This window comes from Thiohalocapsa sp. ML1 (genome assembly GCF_001469165.1).
Classification (GTDB): Bacteria; Pseudomonadota; Gammaproteobacteria; order Chromatiales; family Chromatiaceae; genus Thiohalocapsa.
On sequence record NZ_JABX01000056.1, the window covers coordinates 1 to 22,296 of the forward strand.

24 protein-coding genes and 4 pseudogenes are annotated in these 22,296 nt (G+C 65.8%); 19 read left to right on the forward strand and 9 right to left on the reverse strand.

From position 1 onward, the window contains the following. The 9 genes from ML01_RS23570 to ML01_RS23600 form a co-directional block, all read left to right on the forward strand. Positions 1 to 394 (forward strand): type II and III secretion system protein (locus ML01_RS23570; protein WP_156427943.1); only part of this gene is annotated, 394 nt, incomplete at its 5' end. A 116-nt stretch (positions 395 to 510) separates the two neighbouring features. After that, entirely contained in the window at positions 511 to 1,035 is a 525-nt protein-coding gene (gene aroK / locus ML01_RS23575) for a shikimate kinase AroK (protein WP_058557841.1), read from the forward strand. Then, on the forward strand, positions 1,035 to 2,159 hold the full coding sequence (gene aroB / locus ML01_RS23580; RefSeq protein ID WP_058557842.1) for a 3-dehydroquinate synthase: 1,125 nt from the start codon (positions 1,035 to 1,037) through the stop codon (positions 2,157 to 2,159). Before aroK ends, aroB begins: the two co-directional genes overlap by 1 nt. Before the next feature lie 377 nt (positions 2,160 to 2,536). Then, a complete protein-coding gene (gene gltB, locus ML01_RS23585; protein ID WP_058557843.1) occupies positions 2,537 to 7,204 on the forward strand; it encodes a glutamate synthase large subunit in 4,668 nt (1,555 codons plus the stop codon). 13 nt (positions 7,205 to 7,217) lie between these two features. Continuing rightward, positions 7,218 to 8,684, forward strand: a complete 1,467-nt coding sequence (locus tag ML01_RS23590; protein WP_058557844.1) for a glutamate synthase subunit beta — start codon at positions 7,218 to 7,220, stop codon at positions 8,682 to 8,684. Positions 8,685 to 8,836: 152 nt separating this feature from the next. Next, positions 8,837 to 9,277, forward strand: a complete 441-nt coding sequence (locus tag ML01_RS27895) for an uS8 family ribosomal protein (RefSeq protein ID WP_082674593.1) — start codon at positions 8,837 to 8,839, stop codon at positions 9,275 to 9,277. Positions 9,278 to 9,446: 169 nt separating this feature from the next. After that, complete coding sequence (locus ML01_RS29250) at positions 9,447 to 10,007, forward strand: hypothetical protein (RefSeq protein WP_156427944.1); 561 nt, start codon at positions 9,447 to 9,449, stop codon at positions 10,005 to 10,007. A 133-nt stretch (positions 10,008 to 10,140) separates the two neighbouring features. After that, a complete protein-coding gene (locus ML01_RS23595) occupies positions 10,141 to 11,037 on the forward strand; it encodes a DUF4338 domain-containing protein (RefSeq protein ID WP_254045367.1) in 897 nt (298 codons plus the stop codon). After that, positions 11,034 to 12,146, forward strand: a complete 1,113-nt coding sequence (locus ML01_RS23600) for an IS4 family transposase (RefSeq protein ID WP_254045368.1) — start codon at positions 11,034 to 11,036, stop codon at positions 12,144 to 12,146. The genes ML01_RS23595 and ML01_RS23600 overlap by 4 nt, the downstream gene beginning before the upstream one ends. A gap of 106 nt (positions 12,147 to 12,252) precedes the next feature. Here ML01_RS23600 and ML01_RS23605 read toward each other — a convergent pair whose 3' ends face one another. From ML01_RS23605 to ML01_RS31515, 4 genes are read right to left on the reverse strand one after another with little or no spacing between them, the layout of a single operon-like run. Next, positions 12,253 to 12,975 (reverse strand): hypothetical protein, encoded by a 723-nt coding sequence (locus tag ML01_RS23605; RefSeq protein WP_058557845.1) that lies wholly within the window; start codon positions 12,973 to 12,975, stop codon positions 12,253 to 12,255. 60 nt (positions 12,976 to 13,035) lie between these two features. Beyond that, positions 13,036 to 13,203, reverse strand: coding sequence for a hypothetical protein (locus tag ML01_RS29255; protein ID WP_156427945.1), 168 nt, complete (start codon positions 13,201 to 13,203; stop codon positions 13,036 to 13,038). A gap of 24 nt (positions 13,204 to 13,227) precedes the next feature. Continuing rightward, the gene (locus ML01_RS31510) at positions 13,228 to 13,632 is read right to left on the reverse strand and encodes a DUF4351 domain-containing protein (protein ID WP_371258239.1); all 405 of its coding nucleotides are present in this window, start codon (positions 13,630 to 13,632) and stop codon (positions 13,228 to 13,230) included. 37 nt (positions 13,633 to 13,669) lie between these two features. After that, positions 13,670 to 14,119 (reverse strand): hypothetical protein, encoded by a 450-nt coding sequence (locus ML01_RS31515; protein WP_371258240.1) that lies wholly within the window; start codon positions 14,117 to 14,119, stop codon positions 13,670 to 13,672. 140 nt (positions 14,120 to 14,259) lie between these two features. Here ML01_RS31515 and ML01_RS29260 point away from each other — a divergent pair. From ML01_RS29260 to ML01_RS23635, 6 genes and pseudogenes are all read left to right on the forward strand, one after another. Further along, positions 14,260 to 14,721: pseudogene (locus ML01_RS29260) on the forward strand (glutamate synthase-related protein); the annotation flags it as partial. Further along, a pseudogene (locus ML01_RS29265) lies at positions 14,717 to 15,151 on the forward strand (FAD-dependent oxidoreductase); the annotation flags it as partial. The pseudogenes ML01_RS29260 and ML01_RS29265, both read left to right, overlap by 5 nt. Positions 15,152 to 15,323: 172 nt before the next feature. Beyond that, entirely contained in the window at positions 15,324 to 15,635 is a 312-nt protein-coding gene (locus ML01_RS23625) for a hypothetical protein (protein WP_058557866.1), read from the forward strand. 19 nt (positions 15,636 to 15,654) lie between these two features. Continuing rightward, complete coding sequence (locus ML01_RS23630; RefSeq protein WP_371258241.1) at positions 15,655 to 15,948, forward strand: helix-turn-helix domain-containing protein; 294 nt, start codon at positions 15,655 to 15,657, stop codon at positions 15,946 to 15,948. 93 nt (positions 15,949 to 16,041) lie between these two features. Further along, a complete protein-coding gene (locus ML01_RS27905) occupies positions 16,042 to 16,371 on the forward strand; it encodes a DUF433 domain-containing protein (protein ID WP_082674595.1) in 330 nt (109 codons plus the stop codon). Between the two features lie 42 nt (positions 16,372 to 16,413). Next, complete coding sequence (locus tag ML01_RS23635) at positions 16,414 to 16,659, forward strand: hypothetical protein (RefSeq protein ID WP_058557849.1); 246 nt, start codon at positions 16,414 to 16,416, stop codon at positions 16,657 to 16,659. Positions 16,660 to 17,081: 422 nt separating this feature from the next. Here ML01_RS23635 and ML01_RS30840 read toward each other — a convergent pair whose 3' ends face one another. Both ML01_RS30840 and ML01_RS30845 read right to left on the reverse strand, forming a co-directional pair. Further along, positions 17,082 to 17,579 carry a hypothetical protein gene (locus ML01_RS30840; protein ID WP_058557850.1) on the reverse strand — a complete coding sequence of 166 codons (498 nt, stop codon included), beginning with the start codon at positions 17,577 to 17,579 and terminating at the stop codon, positions 17,082 to 17,084. Between the two features lie 140 nt (positions 17,580 to 17,719). After that, a pseudogene (locus tag ML01_RS30845) lies at positions 17,720 to 17,929 on the reverse strand (DUF433 domain-containing protein); the annotation flags it as partial. A 797-nt stretch (positions 17,930 to 18,726) separates the two neighbouring features. On the opposite strand from ML01_RS30845, the gene ML01_RS23645 reads away from it, so the two are divergent. The 4 genes from ML01_RS23645 (at position 18,727) to ML01_RS23660 (ending at position 20,896) form a co-directional block, all read left to right on the forward strand. Further along, positions 18,727 to 19,377, forward strand: a complete 651-nt coding sequence (locus tag ML01_RS23645) for a PEP-CTERM sorting domain-containing protein (RefSeq protein ID WP_156427946.1) — start codon at positions 18,727 to 18,729, stop codon at positions 19,375 to 19,377. A 499-nt stretch (positions 19,378 to 19,876) separates the two neighbouring features. Beyond that, a complete protein-coding gene (locus ML01_RS31520; protein ID WP_058557852.1) occupies positions 19,877 to 20,203 on the forward strand; it encodes a UvrB/UvrC motif-containing protein in 327 nt (108 codons plus the stop codon). A gap of 190 nt (positions 20,204 to 20,393) precedes the next feature. Continuing rightward, positions 20,394 to 20,603, forward strand: a complete 210-nt coding sequence (locus ML01_RS23655) for an addiction module protein (RefSeq protein WP_082674603.1) — start codon at positions 20,394 to 20,396, stop codon at positions 20,601 to 20,603. Beyond that, positions 20,600 to 20,896 carry a type II toxin-antitoxin system RelE/ParE family toxin gene (locus tag ML01_RS23660; protein ID WP_058557854.1) on the forward strand — a complete coding sequence of 99 codons (297 nt, stop codon included), beginning with the start codon at positions 20,600 to 20,602 and terminating at the stop codon, positions 20,894 to 20,896. The genes ML01_RS23655 and ML01_RS23660 overlap by 4 nt, the downstream gene beginning before the upstream one ends. 150 nt (positions 20,897 to 21,046) lie before the next feature. Here ML01_RS23660 and ML01_RS23665 read toward each other — a convergent pair whose 3' ends face one another. The 3 genes and pseudogenes from ML01_RS23665 to ML01_RS23675 all read right to left on the reverse strand — a co-directional run. Further along, positions 21,047 to 21,337 (reverse strand): type II toxin-antitoxin system RelE/ParE family toxin, encoded by a 291-nt coding sequence (locus tag ML01_RS23665; RefSeq protein WP_058557855.1) that lies wholly within the window; start codon positions 21,335 to 21,337, stop codon positions 21,047 to 21,049. Continuing rightward, a complete protein-coding gene (locus ML01_RS23670; protein ID WP_058557856.1) occupies positions 21,334 to 21,567 on the reverse strand; it encodes an addiction module protein in 234 nt (77 codons plus the stop codon). Before ML01_RS23670 ends, ML01_RS23665 begins: the two co-directional genes overlap by 4 nt. A 163-nt stretch (positions 21,568 to 21,730) precedes the next feature. Beyond that, a pseudogene (locus ML01_RS23675) lies at positions 21,731 to 22,076 on the reverse strand (phosphoribosylglycinamide formyltransferase 2); the annotation flags it as partial. Positions 22,077 to 22,296 lie beyond the last annotated feature (220 nt).

Genomic DNA, 22,296 nt, shown 5'->3' on the forward strand with positions numbered 1-22,296 from the left:
TTACGAAGAGAACACTGGCTTCGCGACAGCGACCGCCTTCAAGGAGGCCGTGCTGAAGCTGGAGGTTACGCCGCATATCACGCCCGATGACCGCGTGATCATGGACCTGCAGGTCAACAAGGACAACCCCGACTTTTCCAATTTGGTCCGAGGGCAGCCACCAGTAGCGACGCGCTCGATTGAGACCTCGGTACTCGTGGACAACGGCGAGACCATCGTCTTGGGCGGCGTCTACGAGCGCGACAAGGCCTACACGAAGGAGCAGGTGCCCTGGCTCGGCGATGTGCCGGTGTTCGGGCGGCTGTTCAAGAACGAGCAGCGTCTCGACAACAACAGCGAGCTGCTGATCTTCGTCACGCCGAAGATCCTGAAGAGCGATCTCGCCACCCGCTGACCCCCCGCAACGTCTGCGCTCGGGGGCCGGCCGACGCCGCCCCGAGCACCGCCGGACACCCGCGCAGGGTCACCCGCCCTTGCCCGGCCGCGCCAAATCTGGCAAAACTGCCCGCCATGATCAGACCACAGAACATCTTTCTCGTCGGCCCCATGGGCGCCGGCAAGAGCACCATCGGCCGTCAGCTCGCGCAATCGCTGGGCTACGAGTTCCAAGACAGCGACCAGGAGATCCAGCGCCGGACCGGCGTGGACATCGCCACCATTTTCGAGTTCGAGGGTGAAGAGGGCTTCCGCAACCGCGAGCGCCAGGTCATCGAGGCCCTGGCCCAGCAGGAGAACATCGTGCTCGCCACCGGCGGCGGCGCGGTGCTGCTGCCGGAAAATCGCCAGCAGCTCGCGGCCCGCGGGCTGGTGATCTACCTGCACTGCAGCCCGGAGCAGCAGTTTGCCCGCACCGCCCGGGACCGCAACCGCCCGTTGCTCGACACCGAAGATCCGCAGCAGACCCTGCGCGATCTGATGGCCGAGCGCGAGCCCGTGTACCGCCAGGTCGCGGACATGGTGGTGTCTACGGAACGCCGCGGCACCTCGTCGGTGGTGAAGGAGATCCGCCGCCGGCTCGAAGAAGAAGACCTCTGATGACGACATCTGATACGGCCGCAAGCAGCACGGCCGGGGCGGCTCGGCGACTGGAGGTGGAGCTTGGGGACCGCAGCTATCCGATCCTCATCGGCCCCGGGCTGATCGCGGACCCGGCCTGCTACGCTGCGGCCATCCGCGGCCGCCAGGTGCTCGTGGTCAGCAACGAGACCGTCGCGCCGCTGTATCTGGATGCGCTGCTGGCGGGTCTGCATGGCTTCGACTGCCACCGCGTCATCCTGCCGGACGGCGAGCAGTACAAGACCCTCGACACGCTGAACCTGATCTTCGACCGGCTGCTGGAAGCCCGGCTCGCGCGCGATGTGACCCTCGTCGCGTTGGGCGGCGGCGTCGTCGGCGACATGGCGGGCTTCGCGGCGGCGTGTTATCAGCGCGGCGTGGACTTCGTGCAGGTGCCGACGACGCTGCTCGCGCAGGTGGACTCCTCCGTCGGCGGCAAGACCGGCGTCAATCATCCGCGCGGCAAGAACATGATCGGCGCCTTCCACCAGCCGCGCGCCGTCGTCGCCGACACCGACACCCTCGCCACGCTGCCGGACCGCGAGCTCGCGGCCGGACTCGCCGAGGTGGTCAAGTACGGGCTGATTCGCGACCCGGCCTTCTTCGACTGGCTGGAAGCCAACCGCACGCGCCTGCTGGCGCGCGACGCCGACGCGCTGGCGGAGGCCATCGAGCGCTCCTGCCGCAACAAGGCCGAGGTGGTCGCCGCCGACGAGCGCGAGTCCGGCCAGCGGGCGCTGTTGAACCTGGGCCATACCTTCGGCCACGCCATCGAGGCCGGCATGGGCTACGGCGCCTGGCTGCACGGCGAGGCCGTCGCCGCCGGCATGGTGCTCGCGGCGGAGCTGTCCGCGCGCCTGGGCTGGCTCGACGCCGAGGATGTGCAGCGCACGCGGGCGCTGCTCGCGGGCTTCGCGCTGCCGGTGGACCCGCCGACGGCGCTCGGCACCGAGCGCTGGCTCGCGCTGATGGCCGTGGACAAGAAGGTCCAGGCGGGGCAACTGCGGCTCGTGCTGCTGCGCGGCATCGGGCACGCGGCAGTGACGGGCGATTTCGACCCGGCGGTGCTGCGCGGCCTGCTCGACGACATCGGCGCCGTCTGATGCGGCGCATGGCTGCCCGGCACCATCCTTGTGCAGGCCGGCGCGCCCGCGCCCCAAAGTGGCTCGGACTTGCCCCGTGCGTCCGTCCACTCCGAGGTCGCGACGTGGCATAGTCTCTGCTTCGCCGCTATGATGCCCGGTCCGGCGCTCCACTGGTGCGCCACCGAGTCGACACCGGCCCCTCCGATCGCGCCGGCATCCGGCCGACCCACGGCTGCGCTGGCAAGCGTCGCAGGTCCGCGCCGACCGGTCCTATCCCCCGCAGCGGCTCGTCGGCTTCAAACCCGAAGGTCCCGGGGTGGAAGGCAGGGCACGCCGCAAGCACAATCCAGCATCGGGTCCAGCAGCAAATTCAGGTGACAACGAGGTCCCAAGCCATGAACCTTCGTGCCTACCCAGCGGCGCAGGGGCTCTACGACCCCGCCCACGAGCACGACGCCTGCGGTGTCGGTTTCGTCTGCGACATCAAGAACCGCAAGAGCCGCCGCATTGTCGAGCAGGGCCTCGAGATTCTCGAACGCCTGACCCATCGCGGCGCCGTCGGCGCAGACCCGAAGGCCGGCGACGGTGCCGGCATCCTGGTGCAGATCCCGGACGAGTTCTTCCGCGCCCTGCTGGACTTCGAGCTGCCCGCGCCGGGCCACTACGGCGTCGGCATGGTGTTTCTGCCGAAGAGCGAGCAGGCCCGCGCCGAGATGCAGGCCACGGTGCAGCGGCGGCTCGAAGAAGGCGGCCAGACCGTGCTCGGCTGGCGCGACGTGCCGGTGGACAACTCGCACTTGGGCGAGAGCGTGCTGCCGACGGAGCCCGTCGTGCGCCAGGTGTTCGTGTCCTGCGGCGACAACTGCCCGGACCAAGACGCCTTCGAGCGCAAGCTGTTCGTGATCCGCAAGCGCATGGACAACGAGATTCGCGCCGCCGGCTACGACAAGACGGCCTACTACGTCGCGTCCATGTCCTCGCGCACCATCAACTACAAGGGCATGCTGCTCGCCGGCCAGGTGGGCAAGTACTACCTCGACCTGCAGGACGAGCGCTTCGCCTCCGCGCTGGCCCTGGTGCACCAGCGCTTCTCGACCAACACCTTCCCGACCTGGGACCTGGCGCAGCCGTTCCGCATGATCTGCCACAACGGCGAGATCAACACGCTGCGCGGCAACGTCAACTGGATGGCCGCGCGCCGGCACACCATGCGCTCCGAGGTGCTGGGTGAAGATCTCGACAGCATCTGGCCGCTGATCCCCGAGGGCCAGTCCGACTCCGCGTGCTTCGACAACGCGCTGGAGCTGTTGGTCATGGGCGGCTACTCGCTGGCCCACGCGATGATGCTACTGATCCCGGAGGCCTGGTCCGGCAACCGCCTCATGGACGAGAAGCGCCGCGCCTTTTACGAGTACCACGCGGCGCTGATGGAGCCCTGGGACGGCCCCGCCGCCGTCGCCTTCACGGACGGGCGCCAGATCGGCGCCACGCTGGATCGCAACGGCCTGCGCCCGGCGCGCTATCTGGTCACCGACGACGGCATGGTCGTCATGGCCTCCGAGATGGGCGTGCTGGACATCCCGCAGGCGCGCATCGTCAAGAAGTGGCGCCTGCAGCCCGGCAAGATGTTCCTGATCGACCTGGAGCAGGGCCGCATCATCGACGACGCCGAGATCAAGGCCGAGCTCGCGAACGCGAAGCCCTACCGCGAGTGGCTGAACCGCACGCAGATCCATCTGGACTCGCTGCCGACGGACGTTGCCCCGATGGCGCCGGAGGCCGACGTGCTGCTCGATGCGCAGCAGGCCTTCGGCTACAGCCAGGAGGACATCAAGTTCCTGCTGACCCCAATGGTCGTCACGGGCCAGGAGGCGGTGGGATCGATGGGAGCGGACAACCCGCCGTCGGTGCTCTCATCGCGCTCCAAGCACCTGTCGACCTATTTCAAGCAGAACTTCGCCCAGGTCACGAACCCGCCCATCGACCCGATCCGCGAGGAGCTGGTCATGTCGCTGGTGTCGCTGATCGGCCCGCGCCCGAACCTGCTCGGGCTGGACGAGGCCGGCAAGCACTGGCGGCTTGAGGTCAATCAGCCGATCCTGACCAACGAGGACCTGGAGCGCATCCGCCACATCCAGGACAACTCCGGCGGCAAGTTCCGCACCCAGAACCTGCACATGGTCTACCCGGCGCGCGAGGGCGCGGCGGGCATGGAGGCCGCGCTGGAGCGGCTCTGCCAGCAGGCGGAGCAGGCCGTGCACGAGGGGCACAACATCCTGATTCTGTCGGACCGCAACACCAACGCGGACTTCGTGCCGATCCCGGCGCTGCTGGCCACGTCTGCCGTGCATCACCACCTGATCCGCCAGGGGCTGCGCACCAGCTCCGGGCTGGTGGTCGAGACCGGCGGGGCGCTGGAGGTGCACCACTTCGCGACGCTGGCGGGCTATGGCGCCGAGGCCATCAACCCGTATCTGGCCTTCGACACCATCGCCTCGCTGCTCGGCAAGCTGCCGCACGACGGCGGCAAGCTGGACTTCGAGGAGGCGCAGTCGCGCTACATCAAGGCCATCGGCAAGGGCCTCAAGAAGGTCATGTCCAAGATGGGCATCAGCACCTTCCAGAGCTATTGCGGCGCGCAGATCTTCGACGCCGTGGGCCTCAATCGCCCCTTCATCGCCAAGTACTTCACCGGCACGCCGAGCATGGTGGAGGGCATCGGGCTCGCCGAGGTGGCGGAAGAGGCCGTGCGCTGGCACCAGCGCGGCTACGGCAACGAGCAGATCCTGCGCAAGCACCTGGACGTCGGCGGCGACTACGCCTATCGGCTGCGCGGCGAGGATCACGTCTGGTCCCCGGACACCATCGCGAAGCTTCAGCACGCCACCCGCGCCAACTCTGCATCCACCTTCGCGGAGTATTCCAAGCTCATCAACGAGCAGAACGAGCGCCTGCTGACCTTCCGCGGCCTGATGGAGCTGAAATGGGCGGATGAGCCCATCCCCATCGACGAGGTCGAGCCGGCGGCCGAGATCGTCAAGCGCTTTGCCACCGGCGCCATGTCCTTCGGCAGCATCAGCTACGAGGCGCACTCGACGCTGGCCAAGGCCATGAACGCCATCGGCGGCAAGTCCAACACCGGCGAGGGCGGCGAGGAGCCCGAGCGCTACCTGCCGCTGGCGGACGGCTCGCGCAATCCGGAGCGCTCGGCCATCAAGCAGGTGGCGTCGGGCCGCTTCGGCGTGACCGTGGAGTACCTGGTCAACGCCGACGACCTGCAGATCAAGATCGCGCAGGGTGCCAAGCCCGGCGAGGGCGGCCAGTTGCCGGGCCACAAGGTCAATGCGCAGATCGCGCGCGTGCGCCACTCCACGCCCGGCGTCGGGCTCATCTCGCCGCCGCCGCACCACGACATCTATTCAATCGAGGACCTGGCGCAGCTCATCCATGACCTGAAGAACGCGAACCCCAACGCGCGCATCTCGGTCAAGCTGGTCTCCGAGATCGGCGTCGGCACCGTGGCCGCGGGCGTGTCCAAGGCGCATGCGGACCACGTCACCATTGCCGGCTACGACGGCGGCACCGGCGCGAGCCCGCTCACGTCCATCAAGCACGCGGGCTCGCCGTGGGAGATCGGCCTTGCCGAGACCCACCAGACGCTGGTGCTGAACCGCCTGCGCGGGCGCACCGCGGTGCAGGTGGACGGCGGCCTGCGCACCGGGCGCGACGTGGTCATCGGCGCGCTCTTGGGCGCGGACGAGTTCGGCTTTGCGACCGCGCCGCTGATCGTCGCGGGCTGCATCATGATGCGCAAGTGCCACTTGAACACCTGCCCGGTGGGCGTGGCGACGCAGGACCCGGAGCTGCGCAAGAAGTTCACCGGCCAGCCCGAGCACGTCATCAACTTCTTCTTCTTCATCGCCGAGGAGGTGCGTGCGATCCTGGCCAAGCTCGGTTTCCGCACCATCAACGAGGCCATCGGCCAGATGGACCGCCTGGAGATGCGCCGCGCCATCGCGCACTGGAAGGCCAAGGGCCTCGACTTCTCGCGCATCCTGACCAAGCCGAAGGTGCCGGACGCGGTGGCGCTGTACAACGTCGAGCGCCAAGACCACGGCCTCGACAAGGCGCTCGACCACAAGCTCATTGCGCAGGCCGCCCCGGCGCTGGAGCGCGGCGAGCCGGTGCGCATCGAGACCGAGGTCAAGAACTTCAACCGCACCGTCGGCACCATGCTGTCCGGGCGCGTCGCCGAGCGCTACGGCCACAAGGGGCTGCCCGACGACAGCATCTACATCAAGGCGCACGGCATCGGCGGGCAGTCCTTCGGTGCCTGGCTCGCGCACGGCGTGACGATCGAGCTGGAAGGCGAGGCCAACGACTATGTCGGCAAGGGCCTCTCCGGCGGGCGGCTGATCATCTACCCGCCGGCGGATGCCGGCATTGCCCGGGCCGAGGAGAACATCATCGTCGGCAACACCGTGCTCTACGGCGCCATCGCCGGCGAGGTCTACTTCCGCGGCGTCGCCGGCGAGCGCTTCTGCGTGCGCAACTCCGGTGCCACCGCGGTGGTGGAGGGCGTCGGCGACCACGGCTGCGAGTACATGACCGGCGGCATCATGGTCTGCTTGGGTCCGACCGGGCGCAACTTCGCCGCCGGCATGTCCGGCGGCCTCGCCTACGTGCTGGACATGGACGGCACCTTTGCCGAGCACTGCAACCAGGCCATGGTGCAGTTGGAGCCCATCGCCGCCGAGGATGCGGCGCTCGAGCACCTCGACCACCAGGGCGGGGATCTTGAAAGCCACGGCTTCGTCGATGTCAGCCACGACATGACCCGCTTCGACGAGATCCGCTTGAAGCAGCTCATCGTCAAGCACAAGCGCTACACCAACTCCGCCGTCGCCGCGCGCATCCTGGACGACTGGGCCAACCTGCTGCCGAAGTTCGTCAAGGTCATGCCGGTGGACTACCGCCGCGCGCTGGAGGCCATGCAGGCCAACCAGAGCCGCCCGCCCGGCACCGCCGCGCCCAAGCCCGCGAAGCCGTCACTGCGCCCCTGAGGAGGTAGACACCATGGGCAAGCCAACCGGATTCATGGAATACGACCGCGCCGAGATGGCCTACCAGCCGGCGGCGGACCGTGTCGTGCACTACAACGAGTTCGTGCTGCCGCCGTCCGACGCCGAGATGGCGACGCAGGGCGCACGCTGCATGGACTGCGGCATCCCGTACTGCCACCAGGGCTGTCCGGTGAACAACATCATCCCGGACTTCAACGACCTGGTGTATCAGGACGACTGGCAGTCCGCCATCGAGGTCCTGCACAGCACCAACAACTTCCCGGAGTTCACCGGGCGCATCTGCCCCGCCCCGTGCGAGGCCGCCTGCACGCTCAACATCGACGACAAGCCCGTCGCCATCAAGGCCATCGAGCGCGCCATCGCCGACAAGGCCTGGGAAGAAGGGTGGGTCAAGCCGCAGGTGCCCATGCACCGCAGCGGCAAGCGCATCGCCGTGGTCGGCTCCGGCCCCGCCGGGCTCGCCTGCGCGCAGCAGCTCGCCCGCGCCGGGCATGCCGTGTCGCTGTACGAGAAGGAAGACCGCATCGGCGGCCTACTGCGCTACGGCATCCCCGACTTCAAGCTCGCGAAAAAGCTCATCGACCGGCGCATGGCGCAGATGCGCGCCGAGGGCGTCGAGTTCCACACCCACTGCCACATCGGCGTGGACCTGCCCGTGGCCAAGCTCATGGCGGACTACGACGCCGTGGTCCTCTCCGGCGGCAGCGAGAAGCCCCGCGATCTGGACGTGCCGGGGCGCAGCTACGCCGGCATCCACTTCGCGATGGACTTCCTGCGCGCCAACTCCAAGCGCGTGCAGGGCGTGGCCGTGCCGGATGAGGACTTCATCAGCGCCCAAGGCAAGCACGTCGTGGTCATCGGCGGCGGCGACACGGGCTCGGACTGCATCGGCACCTCCAACCGCCACGGCGCCCGCTCCATCACCCAGATCGAGATCCTCGACAAGCCCCCGGCCAAGGAGGACAAGGGGCTCACTTGGCCGAACTGGCCAAACAAGCTCCGCACCTCCACCTCCCAGGAAGAAGGCTGCGCGCGCCACTGGAACGTGCTCACCAAGTCCTTCGAGCACGACGGCGACGGCAACGTCAGCGCGCTCAATTATGTGCTGGTGCGCTGGGACAAGGACGAGCAAGGCCGCTGGCAGATGTCCGAGGTCGAAGGCTCCGAGGCCAGCTTCAAGGCAGACCTCGTGCTGCTCGCCATGGGCTTCGTCCACCCCGTGCACGAGGGCATGCTGCACGAGCTGAAGGAAGCCAAGGGCTTGGCGCTCGACCCCCGCGGCAACGTCCAGGGCGCCACCGACGGCCCCGCCGCCTACCAGACCAACATCCCCGGCGTCTTCGCCGCCGGCGACATGCGCCGCGGGCAATCACTCGTGGTCTGGGCCATCCGCGAGGGTCGGCAGTGCGCACGGGCGGTGGATGAGTGGCTGATGGGGAGCAGCGATCTGCCGCGGTGAGGGCGGTTGGTTGGCGGCAGGGAGGCCGGGGAGTTGAATAGAGGCGGCCTGCGGGCAGCTTTTTTTGGTTCTTGCCGCAGACAGGTCGCGCAGTTTCGCACGCCTCGGTTACACTTGGTCAAGTGAAACTGCGGACGTCGGCGGAGATACCCATGGCTATGTCAGATCCGATTGCGGACATGCTTACGCGCATCCGTAATGGCCAAGCTCGCGGCAAAACAAGCATCTCGATGCCTTCTTCGAAACAGAAGGTTGCCATCGCAAATCTACTGAAACAAGAAGGCTATCTTTCCGGCTTCGCCGTGGAAGGAGGAGAGGAAGAAAAGCCTACACTCGTGCTCAAGCTCAATGTTTTTTCACGCAAGCCCGTTCTCGAGCAACTGAAGCGCGTCTTGCGTCCGGGGCTGCGGATTTATGGCGAGAAAAACAGGACTCCCCTGATTCGGCGCGAGTTTGGTGCAACCAGCGCAACCACGGGGCGCAATCTTTACGACAACGTCGTACTACCGGATGGCACAGTGGAGCAGCGAGTCAGTAAGGACGTTGTAAGGATGGCCGTGAAGGCAACGGCCGGCGCCAGAGGTTCGCAATAAACTACATCTGCTTGCGCAGAAGTGAATAGTTGGCTCGAAGGCGGAGATGCAAGGGTTTCGGTGCGGCGAGTCTAACGAGCCACGAGCGCGCTCCAACCGGTAATCCTACGGTCGAACTGGCACTCCTGGCCGTTCCCGCTTTCACGCCGAGAATTCGAGCTGATTACCGATGACCGAACAGAGTTCCAAGCACTATAGCGACGCCTTCGCCAAGATAATCAGGGATGATGATGATTTGATCGGTTCGCTGGCCTATGCAATTTATAAGAAAGAAAAGCGTGAGTTCATAGTGGCACACAATCTTGAGCGAGACGACCCGCGCGTCGTTGGCTATCATCACGACTTAAATGGAACCCGAATTGAAGGTTTGCGTATTGCAGCCGAGGCCAAACTGACAGATTATGCGGGCGTAATCGAGCAGAATCTGCGGGAAGGAGTCCAATGGGACGAAGCCCACCAGCTCGTACTTGCCAACACCAACGAGCGAGTCGAGGATCTTAAGGATGTCATAGACCGGGTCAAGCGAGATTTGTTGCAGAATACCGGCTCTATTTTGACGGAAGTCAAAAGCAGCACGGCATGGTGGAAAAGCGTCATATGGAGCACTATTGGCGGATTTGCGCTTGGGCTGGCGCTGACACTCGCGAACGTTATTCAGTGGACGAATCCGCTGGCGTCGTTTACCTCCGCCGGAGCTACAGACGCGACGAACACATCAAGCGCACGATAATGTGGGAAAAGGAGAGAACTCATACCCGAGCCCGGTGAGCCCATGCCATTACCCACATCTCAGTAGGGACAGAGAGCCCGAGGGGCTGGACACGCTGAGCCGGACCTGTTGAAATCCGGCCCCATCAAGTTTGATGGGGCTGGAGCAGATGGGCGTGGGCATACCTGACAAGTTGTGCGGTCGGCCGTTCGATGCGGCGGACCTGGAGCGGATCCGCGCTGAGATCGTGGCGGCGGAGCCGCCGCAGCGCTCGGAGATTGCCCGGCGGGTGTGTCGGGCGCTGGAGTGGACGGATGCGCTGGGTCGGCCGAAGCTGATGAGCGCCCGGGTGGGGCTGCTGCGGCTGCATCGGGCGGGGCTGATCGAGCTGCCGGCGCCGAGCCGAGGCAATGGCAACGGTCGTGGTCTGCTGCGGGGTCCGGATCGCTGGCCCGAGCCGGTCGCGGTCGTGGGCACGGTCGGGGATCTCGGTGGCTTGCGGCTGGAAGCGGTGCTTGATGCGAGCGCATCAAGGCTGTGGAATGGGTTGATCGCGCGTTATCACTACCTTGGCTACACGCCGTTGCCGGGGGCGCAGCTGCGCTACCTGGTCCACTGCGAGGGTGGCGTGCTGGGCGCGATCGGCTTCGGCGCGGCGGCCTGGAAGGTGGCGGTGCGCGATCGCTGGATCGGTTGGGATGCCGCCTGTCGCGAGGCCCACTTGGGCCGGGTGCTCAACAACGCGCGCTTTTTGCTGCTGCCCTGGGTGCGGGTGAAGCACCTCGCCTCGAAGGTCCTGGCGCTGGCGGCGGCGCGGATCCCCAAGGACTTTGCCGCGCGCTATGGTGAGCGGGTGGTGCTGTTGGAGACCTTCGTCGAGCGGCCGCGCTTTGCCGGCACCTGCTACCGTGCCGCCAACTGGCACTACCTGGGGGAGACCACCGGACGCGGCAAATGCGATCGCACCCATCAGGCGGCGTTGCCGCGCAAGGGCGTCTACGTCTACCCGCTGACGGCGGGGTTTCGCGCCGCGCTGGGGGTGGTGCGATGAGTGCGCTGGCCGAGGAGCTCGGCGCCATCGATCTTGGCGATCGCCGCCTCGATCGCCGCGCGCGCCGCCTGCTGCAGAAACTGGGGGAGAAACCGACGTTGAGCATTCCCGCCGCCTGCGGGGGCTGGGACGAGACCCGCGCCGCCTACCGCCTGTTCGACCACGCCGAGGTAACGCCCGAGCGCGTGCTCGCCCCGCATATCGCCTGCACCGAGGAGCGTTTGCGTGCCTATCGGCGGGTGTTGTGCATTCAGGACACCACTGAGCTGGACTACACCACCAAGAAGGCCAGCATGGCCGGACTCGGCCCGCTCAACTACGAGACCCGTTGGGGGATGTATCTGCATCCGACCCTGGTGGTGACCCCCGAGCGGGTTCCGCTCGGACTGCTCGATGCCTACACCTGGGTGCGTGAGCCCGGCAGCATCGGCCAGGAGAAGGATCGCAATCGCCCCCTCGAAGAGAAAGAGAGCGTGCGTTGGATCGATGGCTTTGCTCGCGTCAACGCCTTGGCCGAGACACTGACCGACACCCACCTCACCTACATCGCCGACCGCGAAGGCGACATCTACGACCTGTTCGTCGAAGCCCCCTGTCCCGAGCGCAGCGCCGACTGGCTGGTGCGCGTGCAGCATACCGAGCGGCTGCTGGCCGATGGACGCAAGCTGCGCGCAGTCCTTGATGCCGCCCCCGTGCTCAGCGAGATCAGCTTCGAGCGCCCCCCCGCCAAGGGCCGGCGTGCGCGCACCGTCTACCAACAGATCAAGGCCGTGCGCGTCACCCTCAAGCCACCGCCACGCCCCGACCGCACTTTGGCCGAGGTCACCGTCACCGCACTGCTCGCCACCGAGCCACACCCGCCCGCAGGCGAAGACCCCTTGGAGTGGCTGCTGCTGACCAACCTGCCGGTGGAGACCGCCGAGCAGGCCGCCGAAACCCTCTCCTGGTACCTCTGGGGGAATACACGGAATACAGGGACGGAATACAGGGACAGACCACATTTAATCGCCCCTGGGGACAACGCTATTCGTAAGCAGGCAGATGCTGCTCGTCGTCGTTTCGTAGCACGGCGAGCAGGTAACGGAAGTCGGCGCAGGTCAGGCCGGTGACGAGGCAGGCGAGGCGGAGCGCGACGGGCTGCCGCGGCTGCCCGAGTGCCTCGTCGTCGACGTGCAGGGTCGGGATCGGCAACGGCGGCTTGGCCGGCGGTGTCGGTTACCGCAGCACTTCGTCGATGTTGTCTGCTTTCAAACTCTGCCGAAACCAGCGCAGCAGTGAATCCGGGTCCGCGCTTTGAACTTGTGTCCGGACCTCATCCGAAACTGGGCCGAATTTCTCTTCCAGGAGCCGCAGGAGCATGTGCGCCTCGCCGAGCTGGATGCCTCTGCGCTCACCGATTCGCTCGCCTTCTTCTCGCATACGGGTGGAAAACGACTGCATGGTCTTGGTCTCCTCGGGATACTCGCGTTCGTATTGCGCGCGCTCGGTGTCGCTCAGGTTGGCGTAGATGTCCACGAAATCGGCATATTTCAGCCGCTTGTCGGGATCGGGCTCCAACTGCATCAGGCCGCGCAGGGCCATGGCGTAGACGGCAACGCGCTCGCTCGGATCGTAGCGCATGTTCGGCAGGTTGAGCCGAGCGACGATGTTGTCGCTGTCGCGCCAGTCTTGCCAGGGCAGGTCGGGCAGCGCGCAGGCCAGGTAGCGGAAGGCGAGATAGCGGTGGTGATCGCCGCCGAGGATCAGTTCCTCTGGCCGCTGCCCTTCGCGCAGGAATATGGCCACGGGCACGACTCGGTCCGTCTTGAACAGCTCGGCTAAGTCCAGGCAGTACTGCGCCAAGCGGTGGATCGAGAACTTGGACGTGTCCGACTCTTCCTCCAGCACCAGCAGCACGGCCTCGCGGCGGCCGTCGGGCCATTCGACCAGCAGCGGCACGTCCAGCTCCCGGGACGGAATACAGGGACAGACCACATTTAATCGCCCCTGGGGACAACGCTATTCGTAAGCAGGCAGATGCTGCTCGTCGTCGTTTCGTAGCACGGCGAGCAGGTAACGGAAGTCGGCGCAGGTCAGGCCGGTGACGAGGCAGGCGAGGCGGAGCGCGACGGGCTGCCGTGGCTGCCCGAGTGCCTCGTCGGCGATGTGCAGGGTCGGGATCGGCAACGGCGGCTTCGCTGGCGGTGGCGGTTACCGCAGCACTTCGTCGATGTTGTCTGCTTTCAAACTCTGCCGAAACCAGCGCAGCAGTGAATCCGGGTCCGCGCTTTGAACTTGTGTCCGGACCTCATCCGAAACTGGGCCGAATTTCTCTTCCAGGAGCCGCAGGAGCATGTGCGCCTCGCCGAGCTGGATGCCTCTGCGCTCACCGATTCGCTCGCCTTCTTCTCGCATACGGGTGGAAAACGACTGCATGGTCTTGGTCTCCTCGGGATACTCGCGTTCGTATTGCGCGCGCTCGGTGTCGCTCAGGTTGGCGTAGATGTCGACAAAGTCGGCATATTTCAGCCGCTTCTCGGGATCGGGCTCCAGTTGCACCAGACCGCGGAGCGCCAAGGCGTAGACGGCGACGCGCTCGCTCGGATCGTAGCGCATGTTGGGGAGGTTGAGCCGAGCGACGATGTTGTCGCTGTCACGCCAGTTTTTGCCAGGGCAGGTCGGGCAGCGCGCAGGCCAGGTAGCGGAAGGCGAGATAGCGGTGGTGATCGCCGCCGAGGATCAGTTCCTCTGGCCGCTGCCCTTCGCGCAGGAATATGGCCACGGGCACGACTCGGTCCGTCTTGAACAGCTCGGCTAAGTCCAGGCAGTAGTGCGCCAAGCGGTGGATCGAGAACTTGGAGGTGTCCGACTCTTCCTCCAGCACCAGCAGCACGGCCTCGCGGCGGCCGTCGGGCCATTCGACCAGCAGCGGCACGTCCAGCTCCCGAAACCGATCGCCGAGCCGTTCCTTCAGTTGCTCCTCACGGATCGGGATGATGCGCACACGCTTGTCCACATGCGCGGCCTCGGCGGCGGCGAAGAATTGCACCGCGTCGTGCGGGTAGTCGACGATCAGGTTCTTGAAGTTCTGGTCGTGGCTCAAAAACACCTCGATGCCGTCAGCAGGAATTGCGGATTCGCTTGCCGAATCGCAGCCTTGCGGCGGGACAGCGCAATGCGTGGACGCGCTCAGACATGCAGCATACTGGCCGGCCGATGCGGCGGCAAAAGGGTGTCGCTGATCGTGGCTACGGCAACGAGCAGATCCTGCGCAAGCACTTAGACGTCGGCGGCGACTACACCTATCGGCTGCGCGGCGAGGATCACGTCTGGTCGCCGGACAGCATCGCGAAGCTCCAGCACGCGACCCGCGCCAACTCTGCATCCACCTTCGCGGAGTACTCCAAGCTCATCAACGAGCAGAACGAGCGCCTGCTGACCTTCCGCGGCCTGATGGAGCTGAAATGGGCGGATGAGCCCGTCCCCATCGATGAGGTCAAGCCGGCGGTGGAGATCGTCAAGCGTTTCGCCACCGGGGCCATGTCGTTCGGTTCCATCAGCTACGAGGCGCGCTCGACGCTGGCCCGCGCGATGAACGCCATCGGCGGCAAGTCCAACACCGGCGAGGGCGGCGAGGAGCCGGAGCGCTACCGGCCGCTGGCGGACGGCTCGCGCAATCCGGAGCGCTCGGCCATCAAGCAGGTGCGAGCGGCTGTGGAACCTGCTCACCAAGTCCTTCGAGCACGACGGCGACGGCAACGTCAGCGCGCTCAATTATGTGCTGGTGCGCTGGGACAAGGACGAGCAAGGCCGCTGGCAGATGTCGGAGGTCCCGGGCTCCGAGGCCAGCTTCAAGGCCGACCTGGTACTGCTCGCCATGGGCTTCGTCCACCCGGTGCACGAAGGCATGCTCGCCGAGCTGAAGGAGCAGAAGGGCCTGGCGCTGGACCCCCGCGGCAACGTCCAAGGCGCCACCGACGGCCCCGCCGCCTACCAGACCAACATCCCCGGCGTCTTCGCCGCCGGCGACATGCGCCGCGGGCAATCGCTGGTGGTCTGGGCCATCCGGGAGGGGCGCCAGTGCGCACGGGCGGTGGATGAGTGGTTGATGGGGAGCACCGACTTGCCGCGGTGAGGGCGGTGCGCGGCAGGGAGGCCGGGGACTTGGGAAGAAGCGGCCTACGGGCCGCTTTTCTGATGGCAATCGTGGCGCGAAGTCTCCGTCCGCCCAAGCCAGACCGCTGCGCCTGGCGCTTGCGGGCGCCGCAAACTTGGACGCAGGCGTCGTCAAGACCTATGCTTGCGCCATGCTGACGGTCATCGAAACGCCGCTGTTCCAGCGTCAGTGGCCGCTGTACTGGACCGAGGAAGAGCGTGGCGCGTTCTGCGCTTACATCGCGCAGCGCCCAGAGGCGAGCGATGTCGTTCCGGAGTCGGGCGGCCTGCGCAAGGTTCGCTGGCGGCGGCCATGCTCGGGCAAGTCCGGTGGCGTCCGTGTCGTCTACTACAGTCGAACTGCCGCCGGTGAAATCGTCCTCCTGACGCTCTACGCCAAATCGAAGACCGATAACCTCACAGGCCCAAGACTTGAGGCGATCCGCGATGCACTCGAAGACTGAGCCGCTGACCGAGGACGCATTGGAGGAATACGAGGCCGACCGCGACCTCGCCGCCGATGTGCTGCAAGCAGTCCGGGAAATGAAAGCTGGAGAGGGTCGGGTCGTCTGGCCGCCCGCCTTTGCAGCCCGGCAGCAAACCGGGCTGTCCCAGGCGCAGTTTGCCGAACTGCTCGGCGTGTCTGTCGACACCATCGAGGCATGGGAGCATGAGCGCGAGCAGCCGACTGGCGCCGCGCGCACCCTCCTGGCCATCGCACGCAGGAATCCGAAGGTGATTCAGGAGGTCGCGGCGGACATGGCGTCGCACCGGTGAGCTTGTCCGATCAGGCAACCCTGGGGAAGATCTTGTGGCGAAAGGTCCGAACAAAGTAAGGCAGCATCGAACCGATCTCCCAGAGAACCCGCCATGAGCTCAGAACTGCGGACTATCAAAGCGTTGCTCCCCGGACTCTCCCCAGGTGACAAGGCGCAGCTTCTGAAATGGCTTGCCCAGGATCTGGGCGCGGCCGCGCCGGGGATCGAGAAAACGACCGGCGTCTGCGGCGGTGCAGCACGCATTGTGCGCAGACGTATTCCGGTGTGGATACTGGAGCAAGCACGTCGATTGGGAACCAGCGATGCGGACATCCTTCGGTGCTACCCGACGTTGACGGCCGAGAACCTTGCCAACGCCTGGAGCTACGCCAGAAGACGACGCACGGAAATTGACCGCGATATCGCCGACAACGAGGCCTGACCCAGTGGCGCGACATTACGACTACGAGAACGTTGATCCGCGATGCGCTATAAGACAAAGCCGGAGAAAATCGAGAAGCTGAAAGGCATGCTGTGCCGTGATATCCACGGCGGGGTGTTTTTTCGCGTCTACCGCGCCGACGGAAGCTTTCGCGATTACCGGATTGCCCACTTCGACCTTGAAATCGAGATTACCGATGAAGACGCCTATGCATACTGGAAGCAGGGAGAGTGGGTCATCGACTACGGACCAAAGACGCTGGGCATATCCAATGCAAACGAGGACTGATCAAGGCCCACCGCAGCGAAATCATGGCCCGTCGGCTTGGGGCGCAGCCTCGCTAGAGATTGAACTTTCTTGAAGCTCTTCGCCGGCTGCTCTGTGACTGGGCGCCCGGCTGACATGAACTTCGGGACGAGAAATAGAAGAAGAAGTTCGCGCAGAGACGGAGAGCCGCGAAGGGCAGAAACAGAAAACGGAAAACAGAATTGGTCAATTCCACCAACGCAATGCCCCACAAGTCTCTGCCGCTGAATCTTTTTCTTGAATCTCTATCCCTCTCCGCTTGTCCTCTTCTTTTCTCTGCGCCTTTATGTCTCGGCGCGAGATATCTTTCTCCCGGCTGCGATAGCCCAACGTCGGGTAGCGCCACGCTGACCCGATCGACGAGTGTGCCGGCAATTGTTGAATCTTCACCAAGGGGCTGCCGCCTAGTAGATCAGCCCAGGCTCTTTCGGCTGTAGGCTGTCCACGGAGCGCCAATCCTCCAGCCAGTCGTCGAGTCGCGGCGGCAGCCAGAATTCGCCCCGCGGGCCGGTCGCATCCTCCGGCATTCGGAAGCCGACGGCATCCAGGCCTAGGTAGATCGGCCCGCCGGTGATGCGCTCGACGGCCAGCATGATCTTCAGGAAGGTGATCTGGACCGAGTTGTTCGGATCCGGCCCGAGCGACTCCGGCCGTGCACCGTCCCCTTGTGCAGCCACGGCTTGTTCATCTTCCGCCCAACCCAAGCCGAGATAGCGCCACCGCGGCGCGCTCAGCCAGGTGAAGTACGGCCTGCACTCCCAGTCGAAGGGCTCCCACAGGAAGCGGCCATCGCGGCGATGGGCCGCCCGGCGGCCCCAGGGGTGGGCATCGAGCCGCTCTGCGAACGCTTCCGCGGAGTGCCCGTGCGCATTCTCGGTGATGACGATGGCGTTGATGCCCATTCACTGCTGCTCCCGTCTCGCCAAGCTGACTGAGACAGTAACGCGACCTGGGTGGTGCCGGGGTACTGCTCGGCGAGCAAGACGGCGAGCCGGGGGCTCAGGTTCTCGTTAAGCAGCAGCTTCCTGGGGGCTGCCGCGGCCAGGCGCCGCTCCCGTTGGGCGGCGAACATCAGCGCCGCTCGCAGGTGTTCCGGGCGCAGGCGCGGAATGTCCGCCAAGATCTCCGCCTCGGTCATGCCGGCGGCGAGGTATTCCAACAGATCGTGGGCCGTGATGCGGGTGCCCCGGATACAGGGTTTGCCGCCGCGGACGTCGGGGTCGATGACAATCAGGTCGTTGAGATCCGGCATGGTTTGGCTCCGGCGTGTAGTCCACTGAATGACGCGGTGTTCGTGGATTCTCGCGGCGTGCAGTCCCCGGCGAGGGCGGCCTGGCGAGCACTTGAAGGCCAAGGGGCTCGAACCCCGACATGGGGCGGCCCGGCATGGAGCAATGGAAGATCTTGGTCTTGGGCGTGCTGCGACTGGGTCTGAACGCCGACTACGATCGGATTCACGCCACGGACACCAACCTTCCTGAGCGGCGAGCGCATCCCCCACCACGAGAAGGCCTTCTCCATCTTCCAGCCCCACACGGAGTGGATCAACAAAGGCAAAGCCGGTGTGCCGGTCGAGGTCGGGGATTCCGGGGCGATTCCGGACCTGCAAATTCGATGGTAGACCCTGCCGGTGCTTTTTCACCGCCTATTGAGCGGGGTCAGCTAAATGGTGACCCCTACGTCCTTGACCCCTACGTCCTGCAAGCGCCTCGTCCCGCCGAGCGGGAACGGAGTCACTGCTGTAAAGCCGACTTTACAGTCAGCGCAGCCTGTCGGTTGTCGCCCCACGGGCATCGTGGCGCAGGGCGACACGGCTGGATGCAAGCCGGCGCTGCCTCCTGGCGCAGCTCAAGATCAGGGATTGATTGAGAAAACTGGGTCTTGGCGCGGCGAGCAGCGGACGCTTGCCTTCGTCTGCACAGGCCGCACGGTGCTAGACACGGACTGACAACTGTCAGGATTTTTTACACTGGATCGCCGGCAAATAGACGGCGAGCTTTCAACCGATTGTCTTTATTTGTTTTTTTTTGGCCCAAGTATTGCTTTCGAATGACTGATGCGCTCACGCCGGATGGCTCGGCGTTGCCTATCGTCCAAGCGAATGTACCGACTCCCAGGAGCACCCGAACCATGACCCTACTGAAACCCATCCGTTTGTCGGCGCTGGCCCTGGCCGGCGCGCTCACCCTGGCCGCGCTGCCCGCCGCCGCGGCGCCCTTCACCTTCAATTTCGAGTTCGACAATACCGACACCGGAAGCGTGGAGCCGCCGATCGTCGGCACGGGCTTCCTCACGTTCGACGACCCCGGCGACGGCACCTTCGACTTCTTCAGCCTCACGAACCGCGATCTCGGCTTCACCTTCGGTGCGGATACCTGGGGGCTTGCGGATCTGGTCACGAGCGCCGGCACGTTGGTGGAGATCTCCACCACGCTGGACGCCCGCTCGCTCGTCTTCACCGGTAACGGCAACGGACCCTACCTCGGCTCGATCGACTTCCAAAACCCTGCAAACCCGATCTATACAGTCCTGACGTTTGGGCCTTCAAGCGCCGTGGGCCGGTATGCCCTGGGCAATTTTGTCTTGTTCGGGGATTACGCGGCCTCGGCAGTCGCCCAGACCCCGCTGCCGGCGACGCTCCTGCTGTTCGCCGTCGGTCTCGCCGGGCTGCGGCTGAGCCGCTGCAGAGGACGCGGCTGATCCCTGCGGGCGGCCCGTCGCCGCCGTGGCGGCTGGTGCGGCCGCGGGGCGCGAGCTGCCCGGGTTCGGCGCCGGGAGCAAGAGAAAGGGGGTCACCATTTAGCTGCTGCTGGCCCGGCTGTTCGAGTCGCTGCCGCTGGTCTGTCCCAACTGCGGCGCGGACATGCGCATCATCGCCTTCTTCACCGAGGCCGCGCCCGTCGAGCAGATCCTCACTCACATCGGTGAGCGCCGCGTCCGCCGCCGATCTCGCCCGCCCGCGGACCGCCCGCCTGGGACGAGGCACCCGAGCCGATGCCGGACTGGGACCTCCTCAAACAGCCCGAGTCCGACTTCGCGTTCGATCAGCGCGTCTCCTGGTAGCCACCGTCTCTCTCGCAGGGAAAGGTGCAGCCCCTCTCGTCTGCCCGTGTCACCCTGCCCCGAAGATGCCGCTGCCGGCCCCCCAGAACGCGCGCGCCTGCACCGCCCCGACGCCCGTCAGCCCCGCAGTTGGGCATTGACCCCGCACCCCACCCCCGCTAGCCTCATTCCGCGGGCCAACCTGGACGCTCAGGGTGGCTTGGATTTCCTATCCGTTCCGTTATCCGTTATCCGTTATCCGTTCGAGGCGCACGCCTCTGGCGCCCCGCGCGGCGCCCGCGAGTATGCACGCGTCGCCGAGCAGATCGCCGAGTACGCCGACCTCACCCCGGCGCAGATGGCCGCCAAGGTCAAGGCGCTGGAGCGCGACATGTACCGCGCCGCGAGGGAGCTGGGGTTCGAGCGCGCGGCGGCGATTCGCCATCAGATCAAGGAGCTGTGTGGGCGGGGATTGGCGGCTTGAGCACGGCCATCCGCGCGACGCCTGACCGCCGCGCCGACCGGCCTTCTGCACCACGCAACCCGCGGACCAATTGCGTTGACGCGGTTCATACGAGCACCTAATCTCGCGTTAGGCGTCAACGGTCGTTGGCGGGCTCATCGTCGTTGCCGAACCACGCCGAACAAACAGTTGCTTTCGGGAGATGATGGAGATGCAAGCCGAGCTTCGCCGATTGCCGATTGCCGAGCGAATACGCTTGGTGGAAGACCTGTGGGACAGCATCGCCGCGGACCAGCACAACCTGCCGTTGACCGCGGCACAGCGCGATGAGCTCGACCGCCGGCTGGATGCCTATGCCGCCGACGCCGATCGCGGACAGCCGGCCTCCGAGGTGATCGCCGACATCCGCAAGCGGTTGTGAGCGCTGCTGTTTATGTACGCCCGGAGGCACGGGACGACATCGAGCAGGCAAGCACATGGTACGAGCGACAACGCCCGGGCCTCGGGGACAATTTCCTCGAACAGGTGCTTGATGCGCTCGACCGCATTGCCGAGAACCCCGAAACATACCCAATCGTGCACCGGCAAACTCGTCGCGCAGTCCTCCGTCGCTTTCCCTTCGGGGTTTTCTACCGCGTCGAGGACGATGCGATTGTCGTTATCGCCATCATGCACGGCAGCCGAGATCCGCGCGCCTGGCAGCGCAGGTCTTGAGCGCGGCTGTGCCGCGTCCGCGAACCGACTGCACCCGCCTCGCGGGTTAGCGGCGAGACCGGAAAGCGGCCCAACGGCCGCTTTCTCGTTGGTGCATTTGCCAGTCGAGTGTCGCAACGCCCAACCATTGAGCTGATCCCCGTCGGCGCCCTACACCCGTTTCAGCCAGTATTGCGGTTGCCGACGCTGATGCGCGTAGGCGACGATCAGAATCTCGTCGTCGGTTGCTTGGTAGATGATGGTGTATGGGAAGCGTCGTAGCGTGAAACCGCGCACGCCACTGCGGAACCGCTTCCAGGCGCTCGGGAATCGCCGGATGGCCTGCTTTGCCGCGTCGACCTCAGCGAGCAATGCCGCCGCGAGACGCGGGTCGATGTCGCGATAGTGGCCGAGAGCCGCGTCGAGCTCGGCAAGCGCGACGGTGAGCTCGCGGACCTTCATTCGAGGCCATGCTTGCGCCTCAGCGCCTCCATCGCCTGCTCGGAGTCCACTGCATTCAGCTCGCCACGGCGATAGGCCGCGAGCCTGTCGGCGCATTCCCGATCCCAGGCGGCCTCCCACTCGGGCGTCGTGGGGGCGACGAGGTCGTAGAGCGCCGACAGCAGTTTGGCTTGGTCGGCAGCGGGCAACTGTTTGGCCTCGGCGAGGACGGATTCGACGTCTGCACGCATGGCAATGTGCTCTGATCGAGGGCTTGCGCCGATTGTAGCCGTTCTTCCCTTGTCCGCCTGGTGGCGGGCTCTTCCTCGGCAGGAGTACGAACAATACGGAATTGTTGCGCAACAAGTTTGTTGCGCTGGCCCGCCCGGTGACCTGCCCCGACGCCGCCGCGGATCAGCTCGGCCGCGTCTCGACCGCCGCCGCCACCTGCTTCGCCCGCGCCCGCGCTTGGTCGATGTCTTCGCCGCGCGCCAAGGCGACACCCATGCGTCGGCGCGCGAAGGCCTCGGGCTTGCCGAATAGCCGCAGATCCGACTCGGGCACGGTTAGCGCTTCGGCGACGCCGTCGTAGCCGATGGCCGTCGCGTCCATACCGCCGTAGATGACGGCGCTGGCGGCGATGGCGTCGCGGCGGGTGTCCACCGGCAGACTCGTTCTGGCGCTGGGAGGCCATGGTCACCATGCCGGTGTCGTGGGGGCGGGGGCTGACCTCGCTGAACCAAACCTGGATTCCGGGGACAGTTTACTTAACCCACTCTCGGCGATCCGCGATTCCGGGGATAGTTTACTTAACTGGCTCTCGGCGATCCGCGGGGAGATGACGCGACACGGGTTGTTGCCTGCCGGGGGGACAAACCCGTCGGCACTCCCGACCGTTCTTTTCGGGGCTCAACACCTTCAGGGGCGGCTTCACCCGTTACCTTTGCACCTCGCCTGCGCATCAGCCGAAGCATCGACGT

Coding starts and splice junctions, on each gene's coding strand:
- aroK (WP_058557841.1), top strand. CDS start 511: ATGATCAGACCACAGAACATCTTTCTCGTCGGCCCCATGGGCGCCGGC.
- aroB (WP_058557842.1), top strand. CDS start 1,035: ATGACGACATCTGATACGGCCGCAAGCAGCACGGCCGGGGCGGCTCGG.
- gltB (WP_058557843.1), top strand. CDS start 2,537: ATGAACCTTCGTGCCTACCCAGCGGCGCAGGGGCTCTACGACCCCGCC.
- ML01_RS23590 (WP_058557844.1), top strand. CDS start 7,218: ATGGGCAAGCCAACCGGATTCATGGAATACGACCGCGCCGAGATGGCC.
- ML01_RS27895 (WP_082674593.1), top strand. CDS start 8,837: ATGGCTATGTCAGATCCGATTGCGGACATGCTTACGCGCATCCGTAAT.
- ML01_RS29250 (WP_156427944.1), top strand. CDS start 9,447: ATGACCGAACAGAGTTCCAAGCACTATAGCGACGCCTTCGCCAAGATA.
- ML01_RS23595 (WP_254045367.1), top strand. CDS start 10,141: ATGGGGCTGGAGCAGATGGGCGTGGGCATACCTGACAAGTTGTGCGGT.
- ML01_RS23600 (WP_254045368.1), top strand. CDS start 11,034: ATGAGTGCGCTGGCCGAGGAGCTCGGCGCCATCGATCTTGGCGATCGC.
- ML01_RS31510 (WP_371258239.1), bottom strand. CDS start 13,632: ATGCGCTACGATCCGAGCGAGCGCGTCGCCGTCTACGCCTTGGCGCTC.
- ML01_RS23625 (WP_058557866.1), top strand. CDS start 15,324: ATGCTGACGGTCATCGAAACGCCGCTGTTCCAGCGTCAGTGGCCGCTG.
- ML01_RS27905 (WP_082674595.1), top strand. CDS start 16,042: ATGAGCTCAGAACTGCGGACTATCAAAGCGTTGCTCCCCGGACTCTCC.
- ML01_RS23635 (WP_058557849.1), top strand. CDS start 16,414: ATGCGCTATAAGACAAAGCCGGAGAAAATCGAGAAGCTGAAAGGCATG.
- ML01_RS30840 (WP_058557850.1), bottom strand. CDS start 17,579: ATGGGCATCAACGCCATCGTCATCACCGAGAATGCGCACGGGCACTCC.
- ML01_RS23645 (WP_156427946.1), top strand. CDS start 18,727: ATGACTGATGCGCTCACGCCGGATGGCTCGGCGTTGCCTATCGTCCAA.
- ML01_RS23655 (WP_082674603.1), top strand. CDS start 20,394: ATGCAAGCCGAGCTTCGCCGATTGCCGATTGCCGAGCGAATACGCTTG.
- ML01_RS23665 (WP_058557855.1), bottom strand. CDS start 21,337: ATGAAGGTCCGCGAGCTCACCGTCGCGCTTGCCGAGCTCGACGCGGCT.
- ML01_RS23670 (WP_058557856.1), bottom strand. CDS start 21,567: ATGCGTGCAGACGTCGAATCCGTCCTCGCCGAGGCCAAACAGTTGCCC.